Raw genomic sequence first — 12,913 nt, 5'->3', positions numbered from 1 at the left:
GTGATACATTTTTTCAGAACTATCTACTTCAACGAATTGTATTTTTAAAATTTCCAAGTTCTATTTATTGCCTATTTTTTTTCTGAGCAGTTGCGCATTAACCGCTACTATAATCGTGCTCAAACTCATAAATACCGCACCAACTGCTGGCCCTAAAACAAAGCCGGCCTTGTACAAAACACCTGCGGCTAATGGTATTGCAACTACGTTATAAGCAGTTGCCCAAATTAAATTTTGTATCATCTTATTGTACGTGGCTTTACCGAAAAGAATAAGTTTGGCAATATCATTTGGATTACTATTTACCAAAATAATATCAGCTGTTTCTGCGGCCACATCTGTACCAGACCCTATCGCTATGCCTACATTTGATTGTGCAAGTGCAGGTGCATCATTTACACCATCGCCAGTCATGGCTACAAATTCTCCTTTACTTTGTAAATCCTTTATTATTTCAACTTTTTGATGCGGTAGTACCTCTGCAAAATATCCATCTAGGCCTAATTTGTCGCTGACTGCTTTTGCCACTTTATCATTATCCCCAGTTGCCATCAATACTTTTATGCCATTCTTTTTAAACACTTTTATGGCTTCGGCGCTTTCTGGTCTTATCTCGTCGGCTAAAGCAATGTACCCGGCTAATTTATCATCTGCTAAAATGAACACCACTGTTTCCGCTTCACTGCTGTATGCGTCTGCAGGTATTTCTATTTTTTTATCTTTAAGATATCCTGGACTAACCACTTTAATATCCTTGCCCTCAACAGTTGCTTCTACCCCTTTGCCGGTTATGGCATTAAAGTTTTCGGGTTTAGGGATTGTAACTTTGTTTTCTTTTGCTTTACGAACTATTCCGACAGCAATGGGGTGTTCCGAGCTTTGTTCCAAACCTACCGTAAGCCTAAGTAATTCATCTTCCGAAAATTGCTTATCAGTTGAGACTATTCTTGTAACACCAAAATCTCCTTTGGTAAGTGTTCCTGTTTTGTCAAATAAAAGCGCAGTTATTTTTCGTGAATCTTCAAAGGCAGTACGGTTTCGTATTAAAAGCCCATTCTGAGCAGATACTGCTGTTGAGATGGCGACTACTAAAGGAATTGCTAGGCCTAATGCGTGTGGACAGGCTATTACCATTACCGTAACCATACGTTCTAGTGCAAATACAAATGGAAATCCTAATATCAACCAAACAGCTAACGTTCCAAAACCAAGACCAAGCGCAATGTAGGTTAGCCATTTAGCCGCCCTGTCAGATAGATTCTGCATCTTGGATTTTGACTTCTGCGCATCTTCGACCAATTTGATTACTTTATTTAGATAGCTGTCTTTTCCTGTATGTTCTACTTTTACTTTAAGCGAACCATTGCCGTTGATGGAGCCGCCAATTACTTTGTTTTCAGTCTCTTTTTTTACAGGTTTGGATTCGCCGGTTAGCATAGCTTCGTTCAGATAGCTGCTACCTTCTATGATGATGCCATCAGCAGGAACTTTTTCGCCCGGCTTAATCATAATCACATCATTTTGCTCCAGCACATTCAGTTTTACATCTTCCACTTGTCCGTCTGCCTTTACACGATGTGCTTCTGCCGGCATCATACTTACCAATAGTTGCAAAGCTTTTGAAGCACCAAGTACAGATTTCATTTCAATCCAATGCCCTAGTAACATTATGACGATCAGTGTACCTAATTCCCAGAAAAAGTCAACTCCTGGCAATCCAAATACCGTAGCTGCACTGTAGAAATAGGCTACAGAAATGGCCATAGCAATCAATGTCATCATTCCTGGCGATGCTTTTTTTACTTCGCCCCAAAAACCTTTAAGGAAAGGCCAACCACCCCAGAAATAAACAAAGGATGAAAGTGCCAGAAGGATGTATGGATTTGCCGGTAGTAAGAAATTATACCCAACAAAATTTTGGATCATTGGTGAGAAAACAAGAATAGGAATGGTAATAATTAAACATACCCAAAATCGCTTTTTAAAATCGGCTATCATCATTTTATGATGGTCATGCCCTGCCATACCCATGGGAATGGCATCATGATCCATTTTGGAATGCTCCTCTTTGGTCATGTCCATTTTAGAATGATCCATTTTACTGTGGTCCATCTTGGCATGCTCCTCTTTGCTCATGTCCATTTCCTTCGGGTCATCTTTCTCTGAAGATTCATCCTGATTAGGTTCTTTTGCCGGAGAAGTTTCTTCTTTCTTTTCTTCATCCAGAGATTCCTCTTTCGGAATTTCTTCTTCCGGTTGCTCTATCGGAGTTTCTTCTTTTGACGGCTCAACTTTAGGGGTGTCGGCATCAGTATTATCCGTCGAAGTGGTAACCTTTGGCTCATCGCCGTCTGTGTTGATATTGATAGTGATTTTTGCCATGGTTTTGGATGTTATCTATTTACATTCTGTTCTGAACCCTTTTTTAAGATAAGATACTTCACTCTGAAATATCTTATCCCAAAAGTCTATTTTTCAACCTCGGTTTTTGCTTGCTCCTCGTCCGCAATGTCCATTTTTTTCGGATCTTCTTTATTCACAGATTCATCCTTTGGAGATTCGGTGTCCGCAGTGATTTCTTCCTTTGCTGCTACTTTCGGAGTTTCCTCTTTTACTGATAATTCTGCGCTTGGAACAGCGGTTTTAGCATTGTCTGTTGTAGCTGTAATCTTCGGCTCACTATTTTCTGAACCGGTGTTGATGTTGATGGTTATGTCTGTCATGATTGTAATTTTTTTATGGGTAAAAGTTACTTAGCAAGTTCAATTTGTGATCTTTCAAGTGTTCCCACAATCCTATTTTGCCCGGAATATTTTCGCTCAGCTCATTTTTGTGTATTAATCTGGATAGAGTCGTCAGCCAATATCTCTTTTTGTTCCAGATATTCCTCTTTTGTTATTTCTCCTAAAGCAAAACGCGTCTTCAAAGATTCGAGGGGAGTAATTCTCTTTTTCCGCTGTCCGGGAATATTATAAGGTGTTGCAAAAATCCAGAATATCAATATCATCCAAATAAACCACCATATGAGGTTCATGCCTCCAAAATGGTAACCATCATGCATATACATAATTTTTAAAATTTAAACTGCTTCTACAGTTTCGCTGTAGCCCGATTATCTATTAAACTACCTCGATCCGGGGGAACGAGGTAGTAAAAGAGAATTGTTTTTTATTCAACGCAAGAATTGGGTGAATTAAACCCTAAAACTGAATAGACAATTTTTTGAACGTGACAGGATTTTTAATTAAGCTGCGTTAAGTTCTGAAATGGTGTAATGCGTATTCGTAAATGCATTCTGAAGTGTCTCTGCATTGATCGCCACAGAAGACGTGATTTCTGCTTGCTTTTTTCCCAGATCGACGGTTACCGATGTTACACCGGGCGCAGCCGATAATCTATTTTTAACTGATGCTACGCACCCGCCACAACTCATACCACCAATGTGATATGTATGCTTGATTGAATTTTCCATGATTTTTTTTAATGGTTATTAATTGTTTATTACTAGACTTTATTTATCTTTTTTAACTAAATCCATTCCGCATTTAGAGCATTTGCCTGGCTTATTGCTAGTAACTTCGGGATGCATAGTACAGGTATAAACCGTTGCCATAGTCTTACTCTTTTTTGTTGTCGAGCTTTTCATGTTGTCATTCATCATTGAACACTTACCCATCTTTCCGCTCATTTCCATACAATCGCCTTCTTTCATCATCATCTTTTTACCATCTTTCATCGTACATTCGCCATTAGTCATAACCATTGTACCATTTTTCATAGTCATATCCTTTTTCATTGGCATTGTTTTGCCATCTTTCATTACCATCATTTTACCGTCTTTCATCATACAGTGATCTTTCATCATTGCAGCCTTCGTTTTTGTTTGCGCGGAAGAATTACTTGTTGTAAGGAATAGTGCCAGCATCAGTATCGAGCCAAATACTGTGGTAATTGTTTTTTTAATTTTCATTTTCATTATTTTTAAATTTATCTTCAGATCCGCTGTTGGCCGTTCGTCAGTATCGCTGTTGCCCGTTTCCACAAAAGGTTGTTTTGTGTATTACTTTGATTTGGATAAAGGTAGTATGCTTAGATTGCTAAGAGTTACACAATTGGGTAAATAATTTACATAACTTACACGCTTTTAATTTGTTATAATGGAAGTTGATATTTTTTTTTCAAACTTAGGCAGCTCATCCTGTACAACCTATCCTGTCATTATGGTAGATTTGTAGGATTTATTTTTTAAGGCTTTTTAGTTTTACTTTTCGATTAAATGAAATGACTTTGAATGAGATAATTCCTACTACATAGTTAAACCATATTCGATTAATGCGATTTTTTGTTTCATTATTTATTTGTTTACAGCTGTACGTATATTATTAACATTTGAAAGACCAAAAACGATGGTTACAAAACTCTGACCTATTTCTAAAATCACCAAAAACTTTGCAGCTATAGTTAGAGGAACCACATCACCATAGCCAACGGAACCAAATGTGACTACACTGAAATAAAAATAATCGAACAATTTTTCTGCATAGCCTTGACCAGCCAATCCATTTCCCCTGAAAGAATTCGGGTTTGCTCCAGCTAGACAGGTAAAATCTGCTGCGAAAGAAAAAACGATCAGTAACCACAGTAGGCCAAAAACCCATAAAAGTTGACCGAAAGAGTGACATTGTTTAATAGACTGATTCACCTGCTTGAAAGTGAAAAAAGTAAAATAGGCTGATTTGAGGAGCGCCAATAAAATTACCAAATACGGGATCCAACTTGCATTATGGTCAATGAATTGCATTAAGTAAACGTATAAAAGCGCTACTAGAATGAGTAAAACCACAGTATGACTGATCTGCTTCCACAAATTTCTCGAAAAAAAATACAGTGAACTTGTTCTGTTCATCATTGACACATATGGTTAACAATTAATGTTTTGATTTTCCGATGCTGATAGAATTGTTTAAAAGTCGTCTCTGCACGTAAATTCTTTCCGAAAGAGTTGTCTAACCCGACAAGGTCAATATCGGCAATTCCTTCCCAAAAAGGAGCAGTAAAAACAAGGATCACAAGATAAATAGCGGTGAGTATTCCAGGGCGTAAAGCAATGTTTTGTTGGGATACGGCCCCGTTCATCAATCTTTCGATAAAAAAAGGCAAGATTGACAACAATACGCCATAGCCCACCATCACCACAAAAAGGCCCATCATCGAAATCAGCAGATTGCTATTTATTTTTTTCATCCAGTTCTTTGTTTAATCGAAGCCTCCTTGAGTTTTTTTTGATAAATTTTTTATTTTATTCTAATAATCATTTCCCCTATTGCTCCTCTTTTGCAAAGTTCCGTTTGCGAACAATTTCTACTGAGCACTGGGCGTGTAATGCCACCGATTGCGAGACCGAGCCGAGCAGAAATTTTTCAAATCCGCCACGACCGTGTGAGCCAACTACGATCAGATCGGCACCAAATTCTTCGGCATCTGTTAAAATTTCTTGCTTCGGGCTACCTTCAATCACGGCTGCAGAAATGGAAAGGCTTGTGTTATTCTTTCCTATAAGTTCTGCAACTTTTTCGATAGTTTCTTCGGCCATCTTTTTTGCAGTAAACTCTGCTTCCTGATAGTATCTATCCATGCCGCCCATAGGCGCGGGCGCAAATAAATACAATGCTGGATTTTCAAAAACCGAAATAATTCTTAATTCGGAAGATGTGGGAAAAGGTCTACTCGCTATTTCTTCTGCCGCTGCCATACTGTGATTAGAGCCATCTGTTGCCAATAATATTTTCATAATCTCTAAATGTTAGTTTTATCTGATATAACCATGTTCAAGGTTTAGGATGGAATTCCTGTCGTCAAACTGGCTGTTAAATATTTTACTAAACGTGTAGGCGATCCCCATCTGGAATCGTTGCTGACTATTTCCTAATAATGGTCTTAATTCTCCTCTATTCTGATTGTACTTATATTGAAAAAGTAAATCGAAATTGTTTCCAATGCGGTAAAATAAATTGGAAATAATCATCCACTGTTTGGTGTTATTACCAACATCAGAAAAAGTCTTATATCCAAAACCTGTAGACACCTGATACCTTGGTCTCTCCAATTTCCGGTTCAGATAACGCAACATCCCAAATACAGATGTACTTTTGGTGCGGATATAGCTTGTATAATCGGTAATGTCTTTTACCTCGCTTAGACCAAAATTCCTCACTACCTGCATCTTCAAATCGATAAAGTTTACTGGGTCTGGTAAAAGATTAAAAGTGGCAGCTCCTACCAAATTGGTAAGTGTTTTTTTATTGTCCTTATTCTGATCAATCGGAGTGTTAAGAAAATTGTTCACGCTAACTCCAACTTGCTGCAACACATTCCTATTCCATACCTGACTTGCTGGCATGCGATATAGGAAAGACCCTCCTAATCCATTTATACCAAACTGATTTGGATTTTGAAAATCGGTATAATTCTCTCCGTGAAAGGTTAGGTAAAATCTTTGTCCGAGAATACGGGTATATTCAATGACGTTTGCATACTGATTGTCTTGGGTATTAATACCTTTTGAAAAAGGATTAAGCACGTAATTGTACTGAACAGCATCATCATCTCTAAAAGTGGAAAATTCGGTAAGGGTAGATTGGGAGGTGCTCCTTCCCAACCTAATGATATTCTTCTCGTTTTCCACCTTAATCATCACTTGATTATAGAACACTTGTCCTAAACCAGAGTTAACATCAGGAAACGTTAAGCCAAGCACCATTTGGCCACGCCAACCCTGATATAACTTCTGGCTTACGCCTAACATCAGATAAGAATCAGAAAAATCTGACAGTACCTGTTCGCCTTCGTTCAAGACTGGAACGTTTAATGATGAAGTTCCTTTATTATCATAGAAATTTCCGGTGGTAATGGTCTTGAATCCAATTTCTATCTGTGGTAAAACTTCTTCCCCCTCGCTTTGCGCCATTGCAGTGTAACTGCTGCTAAATAAAACTAACAGGGATACAAAAATTATATTTTTCATTATCTTAATTTTATAACTGAAATTTTATTCATCTAAAGCTATTTTGGGAAGTTTGTCCTCGCCGAACATCATTTTTTTCATGTCCATATTTTTATTTTTCATGTCCATTCCTTCATGTTCGTTGCCTTCCATATTACTCATACTCTTAAACATTTCATTGCCGCTATATTTGGAGATAATCAATTCTTCTGCTGGCAAATCTTCATAAACCAATGCCAGAAGATTGCCGCCAGGATAAAGGCCGTTGTTGGTAACTTTTCGGGTGTCATGATCATGAAATGTCCAGATACCCCGATTATTGCCTTCTATAATTATGTCATAAGTTTTGCCAGGTGTAAGCGCAACAGTATTTCTCTGCCAAGGTTGTGGTAATGGAATTCCATCATCTGCCACCATCCAGAAGTCGTGTCCATGCAAATGGAGATGATGGTCTACTGCACCAGCATTGATTAATCTTACCCTAATTTTTTCTCCAGTTTTTATAAACAGATAAGGCGTATCAGGATAAGATTTGCCGTTCACTGTAAACCAATTGGCTTCTGGTAAATCTGCAGGAGCCCGGCGCGATAAGGCATAAGGAGGCTGATAACCTTCTTTCATTGACTCTTCCAATTGCTTCCGATCATCAAAAACCGACCAGCGTTCATGATCGAAACGCCCCTCTTTCATCAGATAGCTCCTTTCTTTCATACGGGTAAGCATTCTGTTCATCTCTGTCCGGATAAAATTCACATCATGAGAAGAATAGACCAGTGTATATTCCCTTTCGTAGTTGAACTGCTTTTTTATAGGATCATTAGGGTCTTCTATTATGAAGCTGCCATACATTCCTGCCTGCATATGCATCAGTGTACCCCAATGACAATGGTAAAAATGAGTACCAACGGGCTTAGCCTCAAATTCATACACAAATTCATTTTGTGGCATTACTGGGAGCTGGGTTACAAAAGGAACTCCATCCATTCGCCATGGCACATGCAGTCCATGCCAATGTATAGTATGGTTCAGCCCAGTTTTGTTCTTAAACTTTACCCTCACCTTATCTCCGTATTGCACCCTGATCTCTGGGCCCGGAATCATATCATTAAAAGCGAGCGTATGGTATTGAAATCCAGGGGCGGGCTCATGAATTTTAATATCCAGATACAGTTCGAATTCCTTCCATTCACCCACTTTTTCAAAGGGGATGGCATTGGGGAATTTCGAAGAAGCATTTGCTTTAGCTTCCTGTGCTAAAAGGTTTCCTGGAAAAAATACCACACCGGCAGTACTTACTGCTCCGGTCGCTAAAAATTTACGTCTATCCATTTTAAGCTACTTTTTTATTGAAAAATTATAAAAACCTGCAATGCATGCTCCGATCAACCAGCCAAGAATAAATGTTTCTACCAGACCAATGCCTGCCTCCCATAAGGGAACATTCATTCTAAGAATTGTTGAAACGTCTAGACCATGCAGCAAGCTGTTAAAAAACTCTACGGAGCCGGCATGACCTACTGTTACCATTACTAACATACAGCCCAAATAAAGTAGAGATACGGTCAGCCCAACAGCTAGACCTAATTTTTTGACATTAATGGTGGACTTCATGATTTTCTTTTTTTAGTGTGTTTGTATTGTGTTTATCCGCATCTTCATGGTCTTCATGATGATGCGTAGGCATGAGCAGATGACAAGCGAACATAAGTGCTATAAAAATAAAAAGGGAATTACCGGATCCTAAACCTAATGCAGGTGCAAAAAAAACTAGCAATAAGGGTAGACCGCAGCCAATGATCATCCAAAGTGTGTGTCTATTCATTTTGTTGGGTATTATTACAAAAATTTGCTCAGTTCGTGGGCTTATGATAATTTTAAAATCAGGCAAGATTAAAAGTATTTATCCTCTGTTATTTTATTATAGAGAATAAAAAGTGTCTGTATTTGCAAAAGGGTTTCTTCTCCCCCTGACATCATGATTTATGAGGGAGCTTGCGTGTCTTGAAGGACTTCGCCAAACGGATGCAGCCAATAAAGCAGCGGAATGTTCTTTGCTATTTTTTTGTGATTCATCCTCAGGTAAAACTGTGAATTCTTTTTCAGCTTTATCCTGCTTTTTCAGTTCCTCATGTACCTCTTCGGCTACCGATGCACACCTCTCACAATGTTCCATTTCCATAGCTGCATGGCTTTCTAAATCCTCTGCTGCTGACTTACAAATTTTTGCGTTTATTTCTGAAATCTTCGTAGCATAGGCACTTTTTAAACTTATTAATTCTGCCGTAACCTCAGAAACAATTGCACACTCATCATCCGTAACAAACCATCGTTGGCTTTTAGTCTCCTGATCCTGCGCGTCCAACTTTTCGTAAATCCCCATCGTTTCCTTCGCACATGCCCTGCAGGCCTCTGCACACGCTTTGCAATGTTCCATTCCCATAGCTACATGTTTTTCACATTCGTCTGCACAGGCATTACAAATCGTTGCACATAGTTGGCAGATTTCCTTTGAATAAGCACTTTCCATACTCATTAATTTTGCTGCAGCCTTGCAGATAGCTGCACATTCCCAGTCGAGCATGATACATTTGGTAAGGTATTTAATCTCCCTTTCGTGCAGACAGGATACCGCACAATCGGTACAAGTGGTTGCGCAGGCTATACAAGCGTCCACGCAATTTTTTATTTCTTTAGGAGTCATATTTTTATTCTTTAGGGTGATTAATTTTGTTCAATAATTTTTTTATGCTCTTCGTATTCTTCTTTCTGAATTTCACCTCTGGCTAATCTTTTCTTTAAAATATCCAAAGGGGTGTCTTTACGAGTTCGCTGACCAGGAATATCCCATGGAGTGGCAAAAATCCATACCAGCATGATAATCCAGAATAACCACCATAACAGGTGCATTCCCCAAAAATCTCCATAATGTGCCATAATCTTTTGTTTTTAAATTGTTTATAATAAAACTGTTTGATAATTTTTTTTGCATTTACTATGTTACTTGAGCCAAATTTATAAGCAGTAAACACGATGAGAACTACTTAATATCAGGGCAAATAAAAAGTGCTTTTTTTCTTGATCTCTATGTCTTCATGAGATGAATATTCATTTTAGATGAGATATAAATATAGTTTTAACACATCTATCTTTTGTTTAAATTAATGACTGTAATTGTTTTAAATTCTCGGGAATTAGGTTGGGGAGACGGATTCTTTCAGGTGTGGGATGTTTCTTGTACTCGCCGGGGGTTTTTCCAGTTTCTCTTTTAAAGTGAGTACTAAAATTCTGAGATGAACTGTATCCCAGTAACCAGGCTATTTCGTTAATATCCATTTCATTCAGTATCAAAAGTTCTTTGGCCTTTTCTACTTTTAATTTAATGAAGTACCGCTCAATAGTTATATCAGTAACTTGTTTAAACACCTTGCTTAAATATTTATAGCTTTTAAAAAGTTCGCCTGCTAAATAATTTGAAATAGTAAGCGCCTTTTCTTTAGCTAGCAGGTATTCATTAAGATAGGATACCAGTAAAGTCTGGATATCTACAGACATTTTTTCATCAGCAGAAAGGGCAAGTGCAAACCCGTGATCTTCTAGTTTTTTAATAAGTTTCTCCTGCAAATCATTAGGTATGGATTTTTCAAGGATAACTTCTCCCAGATTAACTTGAAAAGTTGGTAAACCCAATCCTTCAAATATTCTCTTCACTTCTACAATACATCTGCCACAGCACATGTTTTTTATGGTCAAATGTATTTTCATCGATAATTTTGTTAACTAAGGTGTTTCTAAAGTTGATTTTATAAGATTAGGACAGATATTACCTGACGCAATCCACATGTCGGGAAATAGGTATCAATGGCAAGTACTGCTTTAAATGCCGCACGTTTATGTGCTCAAAACACATCTATGAAGCAATGTGCTACTGGAGGAATATTTGAGGGTCTATTATTGAAAAGGATCAAACTGCTAAAATGCACCCGGTAAAACACACTCAAATAAGTCTGGTGCTATATTCGTAGTGACCTAACAGATAGGTAGATGGGGAATAGGGAAGCTCGTCCAACTTGATATGCAAAATAGTTGTCACTCCTTTTTACAGGCCACAAATTATAATTTGTATGGTCAGTAATAACAGGTAAATAACAATTAGACGCTATTTCGTTAAAGCTAAATGATTCTATAAACTTCTTATGTTTATCTGTTTTATTGAAAACCTTCTTATCCTTACAACAGCCTTTGGGCATAGTACCGGGGGCACAGGAACAAGTATGTTTATTGATAAAATTTGAGACAGAAACATGATCTAATTTATCCCCACAATAATGAAAGTTGAGAGTTACCCCAAAAGTGGTAGCTGTGTAAAATACTAGAAGCAATAAGGCCGCTGTTTTTTTCATAACTCTTTACTGTCATATAAAAGTAGTTTAATCTACCTAGTTAGAGTTACACAATGCCGCGGATATGTTGTAAGATTCCCACTTTATAACTCGCCTTATTAAAGAAAGTATGTGTAGAACTTTAAGGTTACTAACTACAACTACCCTGAGTTCGACCATTATTTTTGCTGAATAATCGGACATTTTAATATTGTTTTCGACTATAGGTTTTGCTAACCGGGGGGAAAGTTGGCTATTTGCTAAAAATGCCACAGGCATGCCTGTGGCACATCTCTTTAGGCAATGGCATTAAGTCAAAGAAAAGGAGTAAAATAAATTTCGTTTAGACCTCCTCAATTTTGAATTATAGTAATACAAAAAAATAACGGATACACTCTTAACTACAGGAACGCTTTGTCATTTTTAAGGATAACGTGTAAATCAGCAAGGGTAAAATCATAAACTGCACCACTGGAGAAAGGCCGACATTCAAAATTGGGATCACAGGCATGATGTCTGCATACCTCCAAGTACCAATCGATAAATGCCTTGTTTCTGCAAGAACGGCGCCTATGAAACCTGCTAATATCAAAGAAACAATCCCGTTAGGCGTTAGATTTTGAATCCACAAGGGCTTTCTATAAACCAGTGCAAGGGCAAAATAAATGAGCAATACCATTATGGCATCCGCCACCGAAGCCAATAAACAAAAAAGAATATGAGCCCATGAATATGTTCCGCCTGCATACAGAGGTATTTGCAAAACCTCCCAGATCGCATTTAATAAAAATGCAATGGGCAAAAGTACAAACACATACATTCTGAAAATCTTTTTTTGGGTAGATTTTCGCATCAAAACCGCATATAACAAAATGTCAGATAAGACAGCTACAGCAGGAATTACAATGATAGAAAATGATAGATTTTGCATATAAGTAGTTTTAAGACGACCTAGATTATATAAAATGACTGCCTTTTTTAAAAGACATATATTAAGACCTAAACCATTTTAAGTGGCCTCTTCCATTTGTTTACAAGCCTTAATGCGGTGGCGACGAGTTTTTATGTAATGCTTTCGATGCTCACTGACCACTCGATTAATTCTTATTGAAAAGGTCTATAACGGAGATAAGGTACAGTCGACCCTCCGCCGTTTGGATATAGGATAAGTTCTAAACCTTTTTTACCGATCATCCGCATGTAACATTCATCAACACCAACCTTTCTAAAGGAAATATCATACATTCGTTTGCCCGTGTAATCAAATTTAAAAGTTTATTGTTAAATGTGACAACTAAATTGCTCTGATAAAGGGTAGCAACTCCGCGGGATGATAAAAAGATGGTGGGATTTTATTTTGTCATTACAAAGAAAACAGTAGAAGATGCTTTCGCGGATGTCGGGCTGATGTTCACGGGGTTCAATCTGCGTAGAATACTGAACTTGGTTGACCAAGATACCCTCAAAAAGTAACTTAAAAGTATTGACATATTTTAATTTCAGTTTTAAAATTTGTTTAAGTGCTTTTCAG

18 protein-coding genes are annotated in these 12,913 nt (G+C 37.7%); all 18 read right to left on the bottom strand.

What is annotated here, in order from left to right; all coding sequences use genetic code 11:
* Positions 1–60: 60 nt before the first annotated feature.
* On the bottom strand, positions 61–2,382 hold the full coding sequence (locus tag ACVWYG_RS06395; protein ID WP_457269335.1) for a copper-translocating P-type ATPase: 2,322 nt from the start codon (positions 2,380–2,382) through the stop codon (positions 61–63).
* Between the two features lie 86 nt (positions 2,383–2,468).
* The gene (locus ACVWYG_RS06390) at positions 2,469–2,723 is read right to left on the bottom strand and encodes a hypothetical protein (protein WP_457269334.1); all 255 of its coding nucleotides are present in this window, start codon (positions 2,721–2,723) and stop codon (positions 2,469–2,471) included.
* 101 nt (positions 2,724–2,824) lie between these two features.
* Positions 2,825–3,061, bottom strand: coding sequence for an SHOCT domain-containing protein (locus ACVWYG_RS06385; protein ID WP_457269333.1), 237 nt, complete (start codon positions 3,059–3,061; stop codon positions 2,825–2,827).
* 183 nt (positions 3,062–3,244) lie between these two features.
* Positions 3,245–3,472 (bottom strand): heavy-metal-associated domain-containing protein, encoded by a 228-nt coding sequence (locus tag ACVWYG_RS06380; RefSeq protein WP_354357994.1) that lies wholly within the window; start codon positions 3,470–3,472, stop codon positions 3,245–3,247.
* A 39-nt stretch (positions 3,473–3,511) separates the two neighbouring features.
* Entirely contained in the window at positions 3,512–4,042 is a 531-nt protein-coding gene (locus ACVWYG_RS06375; RefSeq protein ID WP_457269332.1) for a DUF6799 domain-containing protein, read from the bottom strand.
* Between the two features lie 312 nt (positions 4,043–4,354).
* The gene (locus tag ACVWYG_RS06370; RefSeq protein WP_457269331.1) at positions 4,355–4,909 is read right to left on the bottom strand and encodes a potassium channel family protein; all 555 of its coding nucleotides are present in this window, start codon (positions 4,907–4,909) and stop codon (positions 4,355–4,357) included.
* Positions 4,906–5,244, bottom strand: coding sequence for a hypothetical protein (locus tag ACVWYG_RS06365; protein WP_457269330.1), 339 nt, complete (start codon positions 5,242–5,244; stop codon positions 4,906–4,908). The genes ACVWYG_RS06370 and ACVWYG_RS06365 overlap by 4 nt, the downstream gene beginning before the upstream one ends.
* Before the next feature lie 76 nt (positions 5,245–5,320).
* On the bottom strand, positions 5,321–5,791 hold the full coding sequence (locus ACVWYG_RS06360) for a universal stress protein (protein WP_457269329.1): 471 nt from the start codon (positions 5,789–5,791) through the stop codon (positions 5,321–5,323).
* A gap of 18 nt (positions 5,792–5,809) precedes the next feature.
* Complete coding sequence (locus tag ACVWYG_RS06355; protein WP_457269328.1) at positions 5,810–7,024, bottom strand: hypothetical protein; 1,215 nt, start codon at positions 7,022–7,024, stop codon at positions 5,810–5,812.
* A gap of 24 nt (positions 7,025–7,048) precedes the next feature.
* Positions 7,049–8,332 (bottom strand): multicopper oxidase family protein, encoded by a 1,284-nt coding sequence (locus ACVWYG_RS06350; RefSeq protein ID WP_457269327.1) that lies wholly within the window; start codon positions 8,330–8,332, stop codon positions 7,049–7,051.
* Between the two features lie 6 nt (positions 8,333–8,338).
* Entirely contained in the window at positions 8,339–8,614 is a 276-nt protein-coding gene (locus ACVWYG_RS06345) for a DUF5676 family membrane protein (protein ID WP_457269326.1), read from the bottom strand.
* A complete protein-coding gene (locus tag ACVWYG_RS06340) occupies positions 8,598–8,825 on the bottom strand; it encodes a hypothetical protein (protein WP_457269325.1) in 228 nt (75 codons plus the stop codon). The genes ACVWYG_RS06345 and ACVWYG_RS06340 overlap by 17 nt, the downstream gene beginning before the upstream one ends.
* Before the next feature lie 96 nt (positions 8,826–8,921).
* The gene (locus ACVWYG_RS06335) at positions 8,922–9,704 is read right to left on the bottom strand and encodes a four-helix bundle copper-binding protein (RefSeq protein ID WP_457269324.1); all 783 of its coding nucleotides are present in this window, start codon (positions 9,702–9,704) and stop codon (positions 8,922–8,924) included.
* Positions 9,705–9,724: 20 nt separating this feature from the next.
* A complete protein-coding gene (locus tag ACVWYG_RS06330) occupies positions 9,725–9,937 on the bottom strand; it encodes an SHOCT domain-containing protein (protein WP_457269323.1) in 213 nt (70 codons plus the stop codon).
* A gap of 219 nt (positions 9,938–10,156) precedes the next feature.
* A complete protein-coding gene (locus tag ACVWYG_RS06325; RefSeq protein ID WP_457269322.1) occupies positions 10,157–10,765 on the bottom strand; it encodes a helix-turn-helix domain-containing protein in 609 nt (202 codons plus the stop codon).
* Positions 10,766–11,013: 248 nt separating this feature from the next.
* Positions 11,014–11,403, bottom strand: a complete 390-nt coding sequence (locus ACVWYG_RS06320; RefSeq protein ID WP_457269321.1) for an HYC_CC_PP family protein — start codon at positions 11,401–11,403, stop codon at positions 11,014–11,016.
* A 376-nt stretch (positions 11,404–11,779) separates the two neighbouring features.
* The gene (locus tag ACVWYG_RS06315) at positions 11,780–12,313 is read right to left on the bottom strand and encodes a hypothetical protein (protein ID WP_457269320.1); all 534 of its coding nucleotides are present in this window, start codon (positions 12,311–12,313) and stop codon (positions 11,780–11,782) included.
* A gap of 173 nt (positions 12,314–12,486) precedes the next feature.
* Positions 12,487–12,627 carry a hypothetical protein gene (locus tag ACVWYG_RS06310; RefSeq protein ID WP_457269319.1) on the bottom strand — a complete coding sequence of 47 codons (141 nt, stop codon included), beginning with the start codon at positions 12,625–12,627 and terminating at the stop codon, positions 12,487–12,489.
* Positions 12,628–12,913: the final 286 nt, after the last annotated feature.

This window comes from Pedobacter sp. UYEF25 (assembly GCF_054061655.1).
This window is presented reverse-complemented; position numbering and strand designations above follow the sequence as displayed.